This window comes from Candidatus Salinivivens marinus (assembly GCF_965655845.1).
Lineage (GTDB): Bacteria > Pseudomonadota > Alphaproteobacteria > Rhodobacterales > Rhodobacteraceae > Salinivivens > Salinivivens marinus.
Map to the genome: position 1 here is coordinate 100,623 of NZ_CBFHHX010000004.1, position 18,281 is coordinate 118,903.

Consider the following 18,281-nt stretch of genomic DNA (forward strand, 5'->3'; position numbering starts at 1 on the left):
TAATTAACTTTATCGTAAATGACCTTGCATCAATTTTTTGGGTTAATGGAACACTATTTTTTATCTTTATTAGTCGATTTCAAGAGTCTGCCGATTAAAAATGATGTCCGCGGTGAATAAATATAGTCCGTTTTTTCCTCCACAGATGGTCTTGAGAGCATTCTGTAAAACCCAAAAATAACTAAACCTAAATGTCCTACAGCTATTAAGTAAAATAAAGCTGCAGGTCCAAATGTACCCATCAGGACGGAGGCTGTGTAGGGTGCTGCAATTGCGCCTACCGCGTAAAAGAACATTAGGGCTGCCGAAAGCTCAACTCGCTCATAATCATTAGCAAAGTCATGAGCATGAGCAGCCGCCACCGAAAAGATAGGAAACGTGGTAAACCCGAATAGGCCAGCTGTAATCATAAGAGTGTAAATATTAGTTGTCGTAATATTGGCAGTTACGGCGCAACTTATTATCGCAGCAAATGATAGCCAAATAAGTACCCAACGGCGGTCTATTTTGTCTGCGATATATCCAATCGGGTATTGAGCAATTGCTCCGCCGAGAACAAAGGACGCTAAAAAGTAGGCAATAGCAGTAATCTCAAGTCCTACCTGTTGACCAAAAATAGGACCTGTCATTCGAAAGGAGGCTCCAGACAGGGCAGCGACTACCACACCAACTGCAGCGAGCGGTGATCGGCTAATTGCCAGCATGGGCCTAAGTCTTGGAGCCTGAGGTGTTTCTGGCTGGGCTACCCTAGTTAGGGTCAAAGGTATTAATGTCGCGCAACATAATAATGCGAGAAGGTTATAAGATACGTAGCTAGCGGGTTCTAAAATTCCTATTATCAACTGAGACATTAAGGATGCTCCCATGTCTACAACCCTGTAGCTACCCATAGTTCTTCCGCGAGTTTCGTTTGTTACTTTTGATTGAAGCCACGATTCTATTATTGTGTAACAACCTGCAACACAGAACCCAGACCCTATCCGCATTATAGCCCATGCATAGGGATCTATTATTATCATGTGTGCTAACAGTGCGATTGCGCCGGTCGCAGTGAAGGCCGCAAATGCTCTCGAGTGGCCAACATTACCCATTAGACGGGGCGCCCACCAGCATCCTATGAAAAAGCCAATAAAATGAGCAGAACCTAACAAGCCAATTTGGTCGGTGGTAAAGTTCAACTTTAGTCCGGAAAGTGCATCCAACGGACCAACGCCACCGTTTGAAAGCTGTAGCAGAACAACAGAGAGATAAAGAGCGGCAAAAGAAATAATTAGTCTCATTAACTCATTTTTCGTTGTCTTCTTTTGTGAGGGCGATGCAGAACGTTATATATCCGTTCTTTTCATGGAGCTAATGATATTTCAAGTTGGTTTTTAATTTCTGTTAGTAAGAATTTTTTCTCTGGCACTAAGCGTGCGCGCGTCAAATCTATTTTCCATTGATATGGTGTGTTTGTATGATTAGATCTAATACACCAGCGTGTTTCAACACCTAATGCACCTCCATCCTTTGGTGTTAGTATCAATGGCAATGGGGCAACCTTTGTTGATTTACAACTTTTAGCTGCCAAGTGCATACGCCTAATTTGTGTGAGGGTGGGGATCTGTTCTAGCTCTGCTATGATTAGTGGTGGTGTGCCAATTCTGAGACTTTCTTCTATGCACCACAGTGTGTTCTTAAAAGATGGTGAATTAATAAATATAAATCGATGTGGGTTAACCCACTTTGAGACTCCATTTGGGTTAATCGTATGCTTAGAGTATGAAGGACAAATCCATAATATCGGGCCTTTGCACCTTTGAGCTAAGAGGAATGGAAAAAATAATTTAGCTGGCCCATAGCATTCATGTACGCGTCCATGTTCCAGTCCTATATTTTCATAAAATGGAATTTTAGGTTGGCTTGTTGTGCTGCCGTTTATCAAAAGACTCAGGTTCATAAGCAAAAATATCATGTTCTTGTTTTGTTCTCAAATAGTTTCTTGTGTTTAACAATATTTTGTCTAGGACTTAAATTTGATACTTACCGGGAGAAATCATTATGAGGATGTTTGATTTAGGGCAAACGGGGTTAAAAGTTTCTGAATTATGTTTAGGTACCATGACTTATGGCACACAAACATCTGAAGCTGATGCTCACCAGCAAATTGATTTATGCTTATCAAATAATATAAATTTCATCGATACGGCTGAAATGTATCCAGTAAATCCAATTTCGGCTGAAACCGTTGGGCGCTCTGAAGAAATAATTGGTCGATGGATATCCGCAAACAAGAGCCAGAGGTCAAATTTTATATTAGCCACTAAACATTCGGGAAAAGGTCTCTCGCATGTTAGAAATGGTGCGCCAATCACCAAAGACACCATTCAGGATGCCGTAGAAGGTAGTCTCAAAAGGCTTAAAACTGACTATATTGATTTATATCAGTTCCACTGGCCAAATCGAGGCTCATATATGTTTCGCCAAAACTGGAAATATGATCCATCTAAGCAAGACAAAAAAAGCACATTAGAAAATATGTATGAATGCCTCGTTACCCTTCAAGATCAAGTAAAAAAAGGAAATATCAGACATTTTGGCTTGTCAAATGAAAGCGCCTGGGGAACTGCTAATTGGTTAAAACTGTCAGAGCAACATAATTTACCCAGAGTCGCGACTATCCAAAATGAATACTCGTTATTATGCAGATTATACGATACTGATTTAGCTGAATTAAGCGTTAACGAGGGAGTTGGTCTAATGGCTTTTTCGCCCTTAGCAGCTGGTCTGTTAACAGGTAAATATTTGGACGGCAACGTACCAAAAAATTCACGGAAGTTAATAAATAATGATTTAAGTGGAAGAGACAATACTAGATCAGAAGTCGCAGTTAGGTCATACTTGAGCATAGCAGAAAAGTTTGGAATTCAACCTATACATCTTGCATTAGCTTGGTGCAGGACGAGACCATTTATGTGCTCTTCCATTTTTGGAGCAACGTCAGTCGATCAGTTGCCAGTCATTTTAGAATCATTAGACATTGATTTAAATGATGAATGTTTAGATCTGATAAATGAAACTCACAAACTTAATCCAATGCCGTACTAGATATTTGGTATTCTGAAAAATTGAATATTGGTAATTGTAGATAATGGAAATATGGGTCCTTCTCTCACTTGGTGCCGCGATTTTCCAAACGCTACGGTTTGTTCTCCAAAAATTTTTAAGTGATACAGGGCTGGGTGTCGATGGAGCAACCTTTTCAAGATTTATATATTCTGCTCCAGTCCTCTTGGTTATCGCCCCAATATGGTTTGGTTATTTTGGCTATCCAACCGTAAATAAGAATTTTTTTATTTTTTGTGTGATTGGGGGAATTTCTCAAATATTTGCCACACTTTGCGTAATAGCACTTTTTAAGCAACGCAACTTTGCAGTTGGCATGGCTTTCAAAAAAACAGAAACTCTGCAAATTGCCCTGGTTTCATTTATCGTGCTGGGCGAAAAAGTATCAACTACTGCGTTTTATGCGATTTGTGTTGGATTTGTAGGATTAATTCTTCTGTCAAAAGAGGCCTATCAAACAAGCTTTTTTAAGTATGGGATATTCAACCGGTCCGTTCTGCTGGGTCTTCTGTCAGGTTTTTTATTTGCAATTTCTGGTGTATATTATCGTGCTTCTACCCTTTCTGTATTAGATGAAAATTCAATTAATAGAGCAATTTTGACCTTAACATGTGTCTTAGTGTTTCAAGTAATTATTATGGGCGGATGGCTGCTAATTTTTAATCGCCGTGAGCTGATTGTTGTTTGGAAAGCACGCAATATTGCAGTTTGGGTTGGGCTTACCTCTTTAGTAGGTTCGTTCTTTTGGTTCTGGGCGTTTTCGCTAGTAAATGCAGCTTTGGTAAAAGCCGTAGGTCAAATAGAATTACTATTTTCAATTCTAGCCAGTACCGTTTTATTCAAAGAGAAGATAACCTTTAGGGAACTAGTTGGTATTTTTACAATTATGCTAAGCGTTCTAGCAGTGATTGCATTATCTTAAGTTAGCTAATGTAAGAAAATTCACTCATACCGTCACAATTTTGAAAAAATGGTACTCTTTCGATATCCATATTCTTACTTAAATTTGAAATTACCTCGGCAAATACAACTTCTGTAATAAACGGCAAATCAAATTTCCTTACTTCTTTAATGGGTATCCACTGTAAATGAGTCAGTTCGTTGGAAGCGCTCGAAAAATCATCTAGATTGGTTTCTTCGGAAAGGGTATCTGCATCAAGATACAAAAATCGAGCGTCGAAGCGTCGTGGGCGTCCAGGTGGAGTAATTGCTCGGAATACAAATTTGAAGTTAGATGCATCGGGGACAAACCCTAAGTTTGCAAACGGCTTCCATTCTGGCGGAACTACCCCAGTCCATTCTTTTTTATGACCTACTATAATTCCTGTTTCCTCAAAAAGCTCTCGAATTGCTGCAACACTAAGTGCAAAAACTAAACCCTCGTTACACTGATAAGCCATCCTGGCACTACATTTAGGGTTTAGTTGTTTGAAAGAATTTACCTGAAAGTCATTTTTTTCAACGGCTCCTCCTGGAAAGACAAATTTGTTAGGCATAAAGCTAGCATTTTTGCCCCTCTGTCCCATAAGAACAGATGGACTTGATTTACTATTGCGGATTAATATTACAGAGGCCGCGTCTTTAATTTTTAAATTTTTAACCATTTTTAAACGCAATCTTTTGCAACAAGACGATAACAGACACTATAAAAGTTATTTAAAACCCTCAATATGTCCAATCAAACTACCACGCGACGTAATTAATCGGAGAAACAACTTTTGATGAAGCCACACCCCATAATATTTTATTTTGCAAAGAAAATAAGCCGTGGGAATTAATTTCTATAAATATAGTTTAATATTAAACTAATTTTATTACTTTCGTATATATGCTGTTTCCACAAAGCTTTCTTGTCAAATCTTATAAAGTCGATAAAGGTTATACGTGCCGGCTTATGGGGGTAGTTTTATGCTGAAAGATATAGCAAGGAGTGTTTGGTCAAATGCTTACGCTCCATATTCGAAGTTTAAGGTTGGAGTGGCAATTAAAACTATTGATGGATCAATATTTTCAGGAGTTAATGTCGAAAATGCTGCATATCCGGAAGGGACATGTGCGGAAGCAGCAGCTATTGCAGCGATGTGTGCTACTGGTCAAAGGGAAATAGCAGAGGTTTATGTAATAGCTGATTGCAAAGAACCCGTTCCCCCATGTGGTGGCTGTCGCCAAAAACTGGCAGAATTTTCTAAGCCAGATGTTCCCGTAACAATGGCCACAATAAGTGGAAAGGAAAAGACCACTTCGGTAAGGGACCTTTTACCCGGTTCATTCAGCAATGACTTTTTTACTGAGATATGAAAAACTTCACTGCTCAATCATTACTATCAAAAGTAAGAAATAAGGTCTCGTTAACGAAGGATGAATTAGTCTGGTTTGCGAGAGGGTTAGCAAATGGTACGGTTACTGATGCACAGGCAGGAGCCTTTGCAATGTCTGTTGCATTAAACAGTTTGGGTAGCCAGAAATCTCGAACTCACTGGACTTTAGCAATGCGGGATAGCGGTAAAACTTTATCTTGGGACGTTGGATTACCGGTTTTGGACAAGCATTCAACTGGAGGGATTGGCGACTGTGTTTCACTTGTTCTAGCTCCACTTCTTGCATCAGTCGGTGTTTGTGTTCCAATGATTTCTGGAAGAGGTTTAGGACATACAGGTGGTACTTTAGATAAGCTTGAGTCAATCCCAGGTGTGAAGGTTATGCTCTCCGACAAAAGACTCGTCCAAATTATCGAGAATTGTGGTTGTGTAATCGCAGGAGCCAGTCAAGACATTGCCCCAGCGGATAAGCGGCTTTATGCAGTAAGAGACGTTACATCAACTGTTGATAGCTTAGACCTTATTACAGCCTCTATTTTATCAAAGAAACTTGCTTCGGGATTAGATGGTTTAGTTTTGGATATTAAATGTGGGTCTGGAGCATTTATGACAGACTTAAACCAGGCTACTAAACTTGCGCAGGCTTTGGTTAAAACGGCGAATGAGGCGGGCTGTCCGACAACTGGACTTATAACTGACATGAACCAACCTCTAGCTCCTGCAATGGGCAATGCCCTTGAAATTGTTGAAGCAGTCCGCGTTATGTCTGGAGATAAGGGAGGAAGATTGCGGTCTATAACGGTGTCGCTTGGCGCCGAGATCCTCACAGCTCAAAAAATATTTAAAAATACAGAAGAAGCGTCGGTCGAATTAGAGAGACAAATCAATAATGGCGCTGCTATGGAAAAATTTAGTGAAATGATTGCATTAATGGGCGGTCCCAGCAATTTTGGTAATGATTTTGGCAGGTACCTTCCCGAATCCACTGCGGTTATTGAAGTTTGTGCCTCTGCGTCAGGATATTTAGTAGGATGGGATGGGCAATTCTTGGGAAATATCGTTGTTAAACTTGGTGGTGGGCGACTCGTCGAAACGGACAAAGTTGATCATGCCGTTGGATTTAGTGATATCGTTAGTGTTGGGACGAAATTGTCAAAGGGAACGCCAATTCTTAAAATTCACGCCGCGCGTATTGATCATGCGGAGTCAGCAAAAATACAAGTTTTAGGAGCAATGAAAGTGAGCGATACCCCTCCGAAAGAAGCAGAGTTAGTTTTGAAGCGAGTAATTTAATGCCCAGAGCTATACTTCTTGTAATGGATTCTGTGGGGGTTGGAGGGGCCATCGACTCGGATAAATATTTTAATGGCTCTATAAGTGACTCAGGCTCAAATACTATTCTCAATATTGCAAAAGCATGCGAGTCTGGCATTGCAAGTGAAGGTCGAACTGGTCCCTTGAGGGTTCCAACTTTACAATCTTTAGGTCTGGGAAATGCGATTTCTTTATCAACTGGAGATACAGCCCCAAACATTCCAATCGTTGAAAAAGGAGCAGCATATGCGGTCGCGGCCCCGGTATCGATGGGAAAAGATACTATAACAGGTCATTGGGAGTTAGCTGGTGTACCACTGGATTGTGATTGGCACTATTTTCCAGATACTGATAAGGCGTTTGACACAGAATTAGTGAACCTCATTTGTGACCTTGGGAAACTTGAAGGCATTCTGGGCAATTGTCATGCATCTGGAACAGAAATACTGAATGAACTTGGTGAGGAGCACTGCCAGTCTGGTAACCCAATTTGTTATACGTCGGCTGACAGTGTTTTTCAGATTGCAGCCCATGAAGAGTATTTTGGTTTATCTCGCTTATATGATTTATGTCACTTACTGGCACCATATCTTCATAAAATGAACGTGGGCAGAGTGATTGCTCGTCCTTTTATTGGCAACAATAAGTCTGGATGGTCACGAACCATCAACCGGCGTGATTTTGCTATGGCGCCTCCAAAAAAAATACTAAGTGAATGGATGCAAGAAGATGGGATTGCGACATTAGCCTTGGGAAAAATAGGGGATATTTTTTCAATGCGTGGTTTCGATCGCCTTATAAAGGGTGAGGATGTTCAATTAATGCAAGCGCTGGAATCAGAAATTGAAACTGGATCTGATGATAGTTTTATTTTTGGTAATTTTGTAGAGTTTGATACCTTGTACGGCCACAGACGTGATATCTCCGGTTATGCAAAAGCTTTAGAGTGGTTTGATACCGAAATTTCAAAAATAATTAGTAAATTAAGGAAAGATGATTTTTTAGTTCTAACTGCTGACCATGGAAATGATCCAACCTGGAGCGGTTCTGAACACACTAGGGAAAATGTTCCTATTCTCATGGTAGGCGCTTCTCCCAATAAAAATAAAAAAGTGAATTTCGTGGATGTTGCTGCAACAGTTGCTAATTATATGAGTTTACCTACAATTGGTCCCGGAAAGAGTCTCTTATGAATATGAGAAAATTGCCGAAAATCGAGCTCCATTTGCATCATGAGGGTGCAGCGCCGCCTAGTTTCATCCAGCAACTTGCGGCGGAAAAGAACGTTGATCTATCTGGTATTTTCAATGCTGACGGCGATTATAGTTTTTCAAATTTTAATGAATTCTTATCTACTTATGAAGCTGCGTGTCAGGTATTAAAAGAACCAGAAGATTTTCATCGTCTTACTTTGTCAATATTAGAAAAGTCGGCAGAAAATGGTGTAATTTATACAGAAGTTTTTATTTCACCAGATTTTTGTGGTGGAGGAGATTTAACTGCATGGAAGGAATATTTAGCGGCGATAGAGAGTGCTGCGGATATTGCAAAAAAAGATCAAGGGATAGAAATGCGAGGTATTGTAACTTGCATTAGACATAATGGTCCAGCCCTAGCCAAAAAAGCTGCGATTTGTGCAGCAGAGACAGCTTCCATCTTTGTTGTAGGTTTTGGCATGGGGGGTGATGAACTAGTCGGTAGCCAAGCAGATTTTAAATTCTCTTTTGATATGGCTGAGGAGGCTGGGCTAGGATTAACGACACACGCAGGTGAATGGGGAGGAGCTGAGAGCGTGAGACAGGCGATCCAGGATCTCAGCGTTACCCGTTTGGGCCATGGCGTTCAAATAATTAATGATAAGAATTTAATAAGGGAAGCTATCGATAAAGAAATAACATTGGAAGTTTGCCCTGGTTCAAATGTATTTCTTGGTATATTTGAAAAGCTCTCACTGCATCCCATTGATTCACTATTAAAAAGCGGTGTCTCAGTGACAGTATCTACTGATGACCCACCCTTCTTTAATACAACCATGACAACAGAATATAATAATCTTAAAGATGTTTTTGATTGGGATGAAGACATCTTTAAAGTTATAAATCAAAATGCAATTCACGCCGCTTTTTGTGATGAGAAGCAAAAATTAATATTACTCGAGAGGATAAATTCTGAATGGACCAAAACCTAATTATTGTTGATCATCCATTAGTCCAGCATAAGCTTACTTTGATGCGAGAAAAAGAGACTCCGACTGCATTATTCAGACAGTTATTACGCGAAATAAGCCAGTTTTTGGCCTATGAGGTGACTCGCGAACTACCCACACGTTTAAAAAAGATTGACACACCACTTGTTCCGATGGATGCACCTGTGATGGCAGGTAAAAAGCTGGCTCTAGTATCAATTCTTAGGGCAGGAAATGGCCTTTTGGATGGTGTGTTGGAATTGATCCCGTCTGCCCGCGTTGGTTTTGTTGGTCTCTACAGAGATGAGAAAACATTGCAGCCGGTCGAGTACTATTTTAAGGTTCCAGATGGCATAGAGGACCGAGTAGTCATTGCGGTAGATCCAATGCTTGCAACTGGAAATTCATCTGCAGCTGCAATTCAGCGTTTGAAAGACGCGGGAGCTAGGGATATAAGGTTTTTATGCTTGCTTGCTGCACCTGAGGGTGTTGAGCGAATGAGAGAGGCGCATCCTGATGTTCCGATTGTAACGGCCGCGGTAGATGAAAAATTAAATGAAAATGGTTACATTGTGCCTGGACTGGGTGATGCTGGGGACCGTATGTTCGGGACGAAGTAAATATTATTTCTTTGCCATGAGTGTCGGTGGTTAGCCACCGCAAATAGTTTGTAAAGCAAGCCAAGAACTATCGTCCAAACTTGGTTTTCTAGCTTTTTCCGATGTTTTCTCACTATTTATCAAAAATTGCGTGGTTTGGCCTGTAACATCTTTGGCGTATGAGTATGGCAGGGAAGAAATTTCTCTATTATTGAACTCCTTCATTAGGCTCTCTAAGTCTAAACTCTCTTTCTTTTTTGTGATCCAATCTTTCGAAAAGCCTCTAAGGGTCTTGGCATCGGGACTTTTCCCGAACAGAAACTGAATTATTTCCATATTGCTCATTTGCTTCATGAGCTCGTCCAAAGCATTACTTTTTGCTTCCCTTTGTATCTGGGCCAACACATAACCTGCCAACACATCAGGGTCATCAAAGTCTTCTACAAGAGCTTTTGAAACTACAATTATTTTTCCTGGAAGGTGTAGTACATCAATAGTTTCACTCGGCACTATGTAAAAGGTGTATTCTAAAAAGCCTAAGTTTGAGACAAATTTATCTAATGCCATTTTCCCAAGTTCTCTTGAGCACGGTGCTCCAACAAATGAAATAAATTCATTCAACACAGCTTCGCCAATTTCCTGTTCTCTAACCTCTGGAATTATTTTTTGGGTATAATCGCGCAGAGCAGTGGGAAGCCAAAAAATACTTAACCCCGAAATTATAAGTAAAATTGATGCTAAGCTATAGATACGCAGCCGACCTGGCTTTGGTCGCCTACGACTCACCACTTTCATTAATTTTTCGATCGCTTCTGCCATTTCATTTTCATTATTCCCCAACTCAAGTGTTTCACTGGGATCCCCATCTGGATGATATAGCTTATGCCCATCTTTAGACTGTTTTACAGCCAGTGCGGCAAGGGACCAGTGAGTGAGTGGTTTTTCATTTATATCAGTGATGACTAACGATGACTCACCAATTGATATTATTACATCAATCCTTTGAGCCTCAGCACTCTTGCGCCAAATCCCCGTTGCTTCCAATCTTTGATACTGGGTTAAGGCAGTCATCTTTATCTACTTTTTAGACTTGGGTTAGCGCAATTATCTAAACTAATCGCTACGTTAAATCCTTAGCGACTTTTCGGAGTTCAAATTTTTGTATCTTGCCGGTCGATGTCTTCGGTAATTCTTGAAAAACAATTTTCTTAGGACATTTAAATCCAGCTATTTTCGTGCGTGAGAAATCAATCAATTCACGTTCGTTTGTTACAGCATTAGGCAGTAGCTCCACAAAAGCACACGGTACTTCTCCCCACTTATCGTCCGGCATTGCGACAACTGCACACAGCGATACGGTCTCATGTGCCATAAGCACGCCTTCAACCTCAACCGAACTAATATTTTCGCCACCAGAAATAATTATATCTTTCGCACGATCGGCTATTTGGATATATGTATTTGGGTGCTGGATCGCTATGTCTCCTGAGTGAAAATAGCCTCCTGAAAAAGCTACATTCGTCGCCTCCTCATTCTTGTAGTACCCTTTCATAACTGAGTTACCTCGGATCATTATTTCGCCCTGTGTGGTGCTGTCCATCGGAATTTGTTTCATTTCATCATCCATAACGGTGATATCTTCCATCATCGGCATAGCAATGCCTTGCCGAGCCTTTATAGTTGCCCGTTCCTCATCTGTAACAGTGGCCCAGTCATTATCTTGCCATAAACATTCTGTAACGTGCCCATATGTTTCAGTTAGGCCGTAGACCTGAGTAACATTGAATCCTAATTTCTCCATCTTGTCCAATGTCGCAGGTGCGGGTGGAGCACCCGCTGTGAAAACTTCAACTTTGTGGTCAAAATGCTTTCTTTCTTTTTGGTCTGCATTCACAATCAAATTAAGGACAATAGGAGCTCCACCAAAAAATGCGACTTTTTCCTGCGAAATAGCACTATAAATTGCTGCTGCTGAGATTTCCCTGCAGCATACTAGTTTACCTCCAACCATTGGCATGAGCCATGTATGGTTCCAACCGTTACAATGAAAAAGTGGCACTATTGTCAAAAAGACTGGGAATATTTGCATTCTCCATGAAACAACAGTTCCCATGGTCATCAAATAGGCACCGCGATGATGGTAGACCACTCCCTTTGGTCGTCCCGTCGTTCCTGATGTATAATTTAATGCCAGGCTTTCCCACTCATCCTGTGGCATCAACCATTTAAATTGTTTATCTCCAGATGACAAAAATTGCTCATAGGTTACGTATTTCCCACTGCTTTGAAATCCTGCACTAGGGTCTGGAACCTCTATAATTAAAGGAGGTTTTCCGTCTACTTTAGCACATGCACTCTCTGCTAGTGGTAAAAATTGGGTGTCAACCAAAACAACTTTAGCTTCTCCATGGTTAAAAATGTAGGAAACAGTATCCACGTCTAAACGAGTGTTTATCGTGTTTAAAACAGCGCCACATGCTGGTACACCAAAATGAGCCTCAGCTTGTGCAGGAACATTTGGCAAAATAGTCGCTACAACGCTGCCAGGTTTTACACCAACGTCGATTAGTGCCGACGCTAGTTGGCTACAGCGAGCATAATATTCAGCATAATTTACTCGATGATTATTGTATACAACTGCTGTGCTAGTCGGGAATACTTTTGCTGCTCTTTGTAAGTGAGAAAGTGGAGTTAACGGAACAAAATTCGCTTGAGTTTTCTCTAGTCCTGTTTCGTCTTTCATCCAGCCCATATCGGTTCAGCCTCTAATTGTTTGTTCACACGCTCGTACCATAATAAAGCTAAATTTAATAGCTTTTGCAACTCAACTAAGATTAGTGGGTAACATTTTTTATTTTTAGAATTGGCTTTTTGACTTTTAAAAAGTCTAGTCTAATTTTTCAGGCGAAAATCGCTCATAGAAGGCCTCATTATTTTTTCCCATATCAGCTAGAAGAGGCGGGCAGTCAAACCTTGGTCCATAAGTTTTGCATAATTCCTGACTGCGTTCTGCAGCGTATGGGGTTCCTAGGATATCTAGCCAACTTAACGGCCCGCCTGACCAAGGAGCAAAGCCCCATCCCAAAACAGCACCTACATCTCCCTCTCGAATATCCATCAGAACGCCTTCCTCCAATGCACGTACGGCCTCTAGCGCTTGGATAAACATAAGTCTATGCTGCACTTCTGTGAGGTTGGGTGTAGTTTTTGACAGAGGATACTTTTCTTGTAAACCAGTCCAAAACCCTTCTCTTTTGCCATTTTCGTTATAGTTAAAAAACCCAGCGTTGGCTTTTCTTCCTAGACGGCCCTTATCTTCCATCCAAAACAAAATTTCGTCAATTTGATCGTTCGGATATGATTTTCCCATAGCCGCTCGAGTAGCACGTGCAATTTTTGCACCCAGTTCAATGGAAGTTTCATCCACGAGTTGTATTGGTCCTAGAGGAAATCCTAATTGCTTTGCCGCGCTTTCAATTATACTCGGAGGTATCCCTTCAGTAATCATTCTGAGCCCTTCATTAAGGTAAGGAATGATGCATCGATTAGCGTAAAAAAACCTGGAGTCGTTGACAACAATGGGAGTCTTTTTGATCTGGCGAACAAAGTCCAACGCTTTTGCAACTGCTCTATTTCCAGTTTTTTCCCCTTTGATGATTTCAACGAGCAGCATTTTCTCGACGGGGCTAAAAAAGTGTATCCCAATATAATTCTCAGGATATTTGCTCGCCTTCGCCAATTCGCTTATTGGAAGTGTTGAGGTATTAGATGCAAATATACAGTCTTCCCGGACTATTTCTAAAACTGCCTTCGTGACATCAGATTTAACCTTTGTATCCTCAAAAACTGCTTCGATAATTAAATCTGCCTTAGAAAGTCTTGTGTAGTCATCTGTTGCTAAAATACGGTTGAGGATATCGTCTTTAATTTTGTCAGATACTTTTCCACGTTTTATACCGGCATTTAGATATTGTTCGGAATAAGCCTTACCCTTATCTGCAACATCCTGGCTTCGATCAACTAACACGACTTCGATGCCGGCTTGAGCGGCTACCAAGGCAATGCCGGCCCCCATCATTCCCGCGCCCAACACTCCAACCGTCTTTGCACGCTGATCTGGTACTTCTTTTGGTCGAACAGCTCCCTTTTCTAGCGCTCCTTTACTAATGAATAGGCTTCTAATCATAGCAGATGAAGAAGGGTTCATAACAATATTTGTGAACCAACGCGCCTCAATCTTCAGTGCAGTATCAAAAGCAACCAGTGAGCCCTCATAAACGGCACTCATTAAGGCTTTCGGTGCAGGATAAGCGCCCATGGTTTTACCAGTAACCATAGCAGAAGCGCCGACAAAAGTCATGAAGCCAGATGGGGAATAGGGTGCGCCGCCAGGTAGTTTATAACCTTTTTGATCCCATGGCTTAACTATATCCGCATCACTTGCCGACAGAACCCAAGCTTTTGCATCTGACATGGGAGTATCGCTAACCTCATCGATAATTCCTGATGATTTTGCCTTGATTGGGTCTACAGTTTTCCCTTCAAGCAGAAACTCTGATGCTCCAAATATGCCTAATTTTCTAACTAACCTTGTTGTTCCTCCAGCTCCCGGGAAAATACCCACTTTAATTTCAGGTAACCCAATTTTCGCTTTATTATTATTTGCAGCAAAAATGCGATGAGTGCAGAGTGGAATTTCTAAGCCTATTCCGAGCGCGGTTCCCGGAAGAACTGTTACAATAGGTTTTCCACCTTTGTTTGTTTTGGGATCCATTCCTGCGCGTTCGATTTTACGCATAATTGTATGCATTTGCATGAACCCGTCGAACAAACCTTGGGTAGGATTGGCACCATTTGAATTTTTTAAATCTGCTAAAACTTTGAGGTCCATTCCAGCAGCAAAATCAGGTTTTGCACTCGTGATTATAGCGCCACTTATATTATCATTTAATAGGACTTCATCGACTAGGCTATCCAAAAGTTTAATAGCTTCGAAATTTAAGATATTAAAAGGCTTTTCGGGGCAATCCCACAAAATGGTAGCTATCTGATCTGTGTCTATCTTTATTGTAAAATCTGCCATTTTATACCTTAAACTCGCTCAATAATTGTTGCGGCACCCATCCCGGATGCTACGCATAGAGTAGCGAGACCTATTGTTTTATCTTGACGTTCCAATTCGTCTAATAGTGTTCCTAAAATCATTGCCCCAGTGGCGCCGAGTGGGTGTCCCATCGCGATTGATCCACCGTTCACATTCACTTTATCATGATTTACGTCAAACGCCTGCTCAAACATGAGAACTATTGAGGCAAATGCTTCGTTTACTTCAAAAAGATCAATGTCACTGATTTTAAGTCCGCTATCTGAGAGAATTTTGTTCGTGGCTGGGACCGGTCCAGTTAGCATGATAGTTGGTTCAGTACCTACTTTACATGTTGCCCGAATTTTAGCTCTTGGCTTCAATCCTCGAGCTGTACCAAAATCCTGATCACCAATTAATATTCCTGCAGCTCCATCGACTATGCCTGAACTATTACCGGCATGATGAATGTGATTAATTTTATCTATCTCTGGATATTTCATTAAAGCCACTTTGTCGAAACCGGGCATCGTCTCTCCCATATCCTGAAATGCTGATTTTAATGCACCGAGCTTTTGCATATCGGTATCAGCTCTTATATATTCATCGTGCTCAAGAATTGTTAATCCATTGATGTCAGTTACCGGTACAATTGACTTAGAAAATCTATCTTCATTCCAGGCAATACTTGCTCTTTTTTGACTTTCTACTGCTAATTCATCTGCTTGATCGCGAGAAAAACCATGCTTTGTGGCAATCAAATCAGCACTAATCCCTTGCGGTACAAAATAATTATTCATGGTAAAGCTTGGGTCAACAGCAACAGCGCCGCCATCACTACTCATTGGAACTCGGCTCATGCTTTCTACACCACCAGCAATGTAACAATTTCCAGCTCCTCCTCGAATTTGATTGGCTGCGAGGTTGACTGCCTCTAATCCTGAAGCACAAAATCTATTAATCGAAATGCCAGGTACGTTTTCATCTAATTCAGAAGCCAAAACTGCTGTTCTTGCGAGACAAGCCCCTTGTTCTCCAATTTGAGTAACGTTCCCCCATATTACGTCTTCAATAGAATGTCCGTCTAATTCATTTCGCTTTTTAATATTGTTTAAAACTGTTGTAGATAAGGCAAGAGCGGTTACTTCATGTAGACTGCCGTCCTTCCGTCCTCTGCCTCTAGGAGTACGGACTGAATCATAAATAAAAACTTCTTTCATATTAAATCCTTTACTTCGGTGGATATGCTCGCTCAAGTAAGTCGTAAGGGTGCTTCCAATTTTCGTATGTTTCAATGTTTGATAACCAGCGATCGATATTCGGATAAGATTTTCTATTAAAACCAAAGTCTTCTGGGTAGAATAGATATGAACAACAGGACAAATCGGCAGCGCTGAACTGATCTGCTGCAATCCAATTTTGCATACTGAGGTGACTTTCCAATATAGAAAGAGCAGTACTATTTCGCTTCTGAAGATAACTAATTACTTCGATGGGTTTTTTGTCTTTCGGAATAAAATTCATTAAAAACCGAGTAGGTCCAAGGCTCCCTGATAATCTCGAATTGTCCCATAATACCCATCGTAAAATTTCAGAACGTTCTTGTTCATTTTCCCCAAAATAGATGCCTATTTTCCCATGCAGATAGTCTAATATAGCGCCTGATTGTGAAATTTTTTTATCACCATGTACAAGAACAGGAACTTCAGCCATTGCATTTATTTCATTTTTATAAGTTTCCGATCTTGCTTCACCCCGAAAAAAGTCGATGAAGATCTGCTGCCAGTCGACTTTTGCGAAATGAAGGGCCAGAGCAATTTTATAGGAATGCCCGCTTTCACCAAATGAATGTAGTTGGAATTTCATAATGTATCCTACTTAGAAATTTTCTGGATTCAATTTCATGACTGCGTCGGATCCTGCTCTGATGCGTGCTAGGTGTAGCTTTGTAAATGGTAGCTGTCTTTCCATAAAATATTGGCCAGTTGAAATCTTGCTTTGATGAAAATCATTATCATGTGCTCCTGAGGTTTTTGCTTCAAATGATGCCTTAGCCATTCTACACCATATAAAACCAAGACATACGTATCCAAACAGGTGCATGAAGTCATAAGATCCAGAAAGTGCATCGTTTGGATTCTTTATCCCTTTGTCCATGAAATACAGGACAGCACCCTCTAAATCGGCTGTCGCAGATTTCATGGGTTCTAGAAATATATCATCAAATTCTTCCAATTTATTTTTATTTTCTTTTATGTAAGTCTTCAAAATTGTGAAGAATGCTATCATATTTTTGCCTTGATCCTGAGGCAATTTTCGTCCGACCAAATCCAAAGCCTGAATACCATTCGCGCCTTCATAGATCATAGCAATACGTGCATCTCGTGCAAATTGAGACATTCCCCATTCTTCTATATATCCGTGTCCGCCAAATATTTGTTGGGCTTGAATTGTCATATCAAAACCCTTATCAGTTAAAAATCCTTTAATGACAGGTGTTAAAAGTCCTATTAAACCTTCGGCATTGATATCTGAGGTTCGATTAGCTTTGTCTATGATACTTGCACCCCAAAGGATGAATGCTCTACTTCCTTCCGAGAAACATTTCTGATCCATTAAATTCCGTCGAACATCTGGATGGACAATGATTGGATCAGCTAATCCATCAGGATTCTTACTACCTGTGACATCTCTTCCTTGTAAACGGTCCTTAGCATATGCAAGAGCATTTTGATAAGCCAACTCTGCTTGTGAGAGGCCTTGCAAACCCACCCCAAGCCTGGCTTCGTTCATCATAGTGAACATCGCTCTCATACCCTTATGTTCTTCACCCACTAAATATCCGGTTGCTCCGTCATAATTCATTACGCACGTAGCATTTCCATGGATTCCCATTTTCTTTTCTATTTTCCCCACCGATACTTGGTTGCGGGCTCCTAAAGAGCCATCGTCGTTCACCAAAAATTTTGGGACAATAAAAAGTGATATGCCTTTTACGCCATCAGGTCCATTTGGTATTTTCGCAAGAACTAAATGTATGATATTCTCTGCAAGGTCGTGATCACCTGCGGAAATAAAGATTTTTTGTCCACTTATTTGGAATGTTCCATCAGATCTCCTAACGGCCTTTGTCCTCATCAGACCTAGATCTGTCCCACAATGAGGCTCAGTCAGGTTCATTGTACCTGTCCATTTGCAATTTACCAAATTCGGCAAGTACTTTTTTTTCTGTTCATCACTGCCATGAGAATAAATTGCAGAATAAGCACCATGTGTTAGGCCGTGATACATCCCAAGTGCCATGTTTGCACTAGCAAACATTTCTCCAACTGCAATGCTGACCAGATACGGCAGACCTTGGCCCCCAAATTTTACATCACAATCAATTCCAGTCCACCCACCATCTTTGAGTTGATTGAAGGCTTCTTTGAAACCAGGTGGCGTATAAACTACACCATTTTCAAAAGTACACCCATGTTCGTCTCCAATAGAATTCAATGGTGCCAGTACCTCATTAGAAATTTTTGAAGCTTCTTCTAAAATCGCATTTAAATACTCGTTATCCAGTTCGCTGTACCCTGGTATCGGACTATCGTGAATTTCTAATACGTTCTGTAATACAAATTTTATATCTTCAATTGGTGCGGAGTAGCTTGGCATTATTTTGGTTCCATTTT

Annotated in this window: 16 protein-coding genes; 7 read left to right on the forward strand and 9 right to left on the reverse strand. The window is 40.7% G+C overall.

Features of this window, described 5'->3' with window-relative positions:
- Positions 1-53: 53 nt before the first annotated feature.
- Together ACTF5Q_RS05225 and ACTF5Q_RS05230 are read right to left on the reverse strand one after the other, a co-directional pair.
- Positions 54-1,280, reverse strand: coding sequence for an MFS transporter (locus ACTF5Q_RS05225; protein WP_438953605.1), 1,227 nt, complete (start codon positions 1,278-1,280; stop codon positions 54-56).
- Between the two features lie 62 nt (positions 1,281-1,342).
- Entirely contained in the window at positions 1,343-1,939 is a 597-nt protein-coding gene (locus ACTF5Q_RS05230) for an ImuA family protein (protein WP_438953606.1), read from the reverse strand.
- Between the two features lie 101 nt (positions 1,940-2,040).
- Between ACTF5Q_RS05230 and ACTF5Q_RS05235 the strand changes: the two genes are divergently transcribed.
- Positions 2,041-3,087 carry an aldo/keto reductase gene (locus ACTF5Q_RS05235; RefSeq protein WP_438953607.1) on the forward strand — a complete coding sequence of 349 codons (1,047 nt, stop codon included), beginning with the start codon at positions 2,041-2,043 and terminating at the stop codon, positions 3,085-3,087.
- Positions 3,088-3,130: 43 nt separating this feature from the next.
- Entirely contained in the window at positions 3,131-4,027 is an 897-nt protein-coding gene (locus tag ACTF5Q_RS05240) for an EamA family transporter (RefSeq protein WP_438953608.1), read from the forward strand.
- Between the two features lies 1 nt (position 4,028).
- Here the strand turns inward: ACTF5Q_RS05240 and ACTF5Q_RS05245 are convergent, their stop codons facing one another.
- Positions 4,029-4,709 carry an NUDIX hydrolase gene (locus ACTF5Q_RS05245; RefSeq protein WP_438953609.1) on the reverse strand — a complete coding sequence of 227 codons (681 nt, stop codon included), beginning with the start codon at positions 4,707-4,709 and terminating at the stop codon, positions 4,029-4,031.
- Between the two features lie 304 nt (positions 4,710-5,013).
- Between ACTF5Q_RS05245 and cdd the strand changes: the two genes are divergently transcribed.
- The 5 genes from cdd to upp are packed head-to-tail and all read left to right on the forward strand — an operon-like array spanning position 5,014 to position 9,542.
- A complete protein-coding gene (gene cdd, locus ACTF5Q_RS05250) occupies positions 5,014-5,403 on the forward strand; it encodes a cytidine deaminase (RefSeq protein WP_154038477.1) in 390 nt (129 codons plus the stop codon).
- Positions 5,400-6,716 (forward strand): thymidine phosphorylase, encoded by a 1,317-nt coding sequence (locus ACTF5Q_RS05255; RefSeq protein WP_438953610.1) that lies wholly within the window; start codon positions 5,400-5,402, stop codon positions 6,714-6,716. Before cdd ends, ACTF5Q_RS05255 begins: the two co-directional genes overlap by 4 nt.
- Positions 6,716-7,930, forward strand: coding sequence for a phosphopentomutase (locus tag ACTF5Q_RS05260; protein WP_438953611.1), 1,215 nt, complete (start codon positions 6,716-6,718; stop codon positions 7,928-7,930). Before ACTF5Q_RS05255 ends, ACTF5Q_RS05260 begins: the two co-directional genes overlap by 1 nt.
- The gene (locus ACTF5Q_RS05265) at positions 7,927-8,925 is read left to right on the forward strand and encodes an adenosine deaminase (RefSeq protein ID WP_438953612.1); all 999 of its coding nucleotides are present in this window, start codon (positions 7,927-7,929) and stop codon (positions 8,923-8,925) included. The genes ACTF5Q_RS05260 and ACTF5Q_RS05265 overlap by 4 nt, the downstream gene beginning before the upstream one ends.
- Complete coding sequence (upp, locus tag ACTF5Q_RS05270; RefSeq protein ID WP_153691923.1) at positions 8,910-9,542, forward strand: uracil phosphoribosyltransferase; 633 nt, start codon at positions 8,910-8,912, stop codon at positions 9,540-9,542. Before ACTF5Q_RS05265 ends, upp begins: the two co-directional genes overlap by 16 nt.
- A gap of 30 nt (positions 9,543-9,572) precedes the next feature.
- Here the strand turns inward: upp and ACTF5Q_RS05275 are convergent, their stop codons facing one another.
- From ACTF5Q_RS05275 to ACTF5Q_RS05300, 6 genes are all read right to left on the reverse strand, one after another.
- Positions 9,573-10,592 (reverse strand): hypothetical protein, encoded by a 1,020-nt coding sequence (locus tag ACTF5Q_RS05275; protein ID WP_438953613.1) that lies wholly within the window; start codon positions 10,590-10,592, stop codon positions 9,573-9,575.
- 49 nt (positions 10,593-10,641) lie between these two features.
- The gene (locus ACTF5Q_RS05280; RefSeq protein ID WP_438953614.1) at positions 10,642-12,273 is read right to left on the reverse strand and encodes an AMP-binding protein; all 1,632 of its coding nucleotides are present in this window, start codon (positions 12,271-12,273) and stop codon (positions 10,642-10,644) included.
- Positions 12,274-12,408: 135 nt separating this feature from the next.
- Entirely contained in the window at positions 12,409-14,604 is a 2,196-nt protein-coding gene (locus tag ACTF5Q_RS05285) for a 3-hydroxyacyl-CoA dehydrogenase NAD-binding domain-containing protein (protein ID WP_438953615.1), read from the reverse strand.
- Between the two features lie 8 nt (positions 14,605-14,612).
- Positions 14,613-15,824 (reverse strand): acetyl-CoA C-acetyltransferase, encoded by a 1,212-nt coding sequence (locus ACTF5Q_RS05290; protein ID WP_438953616.1) that lies wholly within the window; start codon positions 15,822-15,824, stop codon positions 14,613-14,615.
- Positions 15,825-15,834: 10 nt separating this feature from the next.
- Positions 15,835-16,470, reverse strand: coding sequence for a glutathione S-transferase family protein (locus ACTF5Q_RS05295; protein ID WP_438953617.1), 636 nt, complete (start codon positions 16,468-16,470; stop codon positions 15,835-15,837).
- A 12-nt stretch (positions 16,471-16,482) separates the two neighbouring features.
- A complete protein-coding gene (locus ACTF5Q_RS05300) occupies positions 16,483-18,264 on the reverse strand; it encodes an acyl-CoA dehydrogenase C-terminal domain-containing protein (protein ID WP_438953618.1) in 1,782 nt (593 codons plus the stop codon).
- Positions 18,265-18,281: the final 17 nt, after the last annotated feature.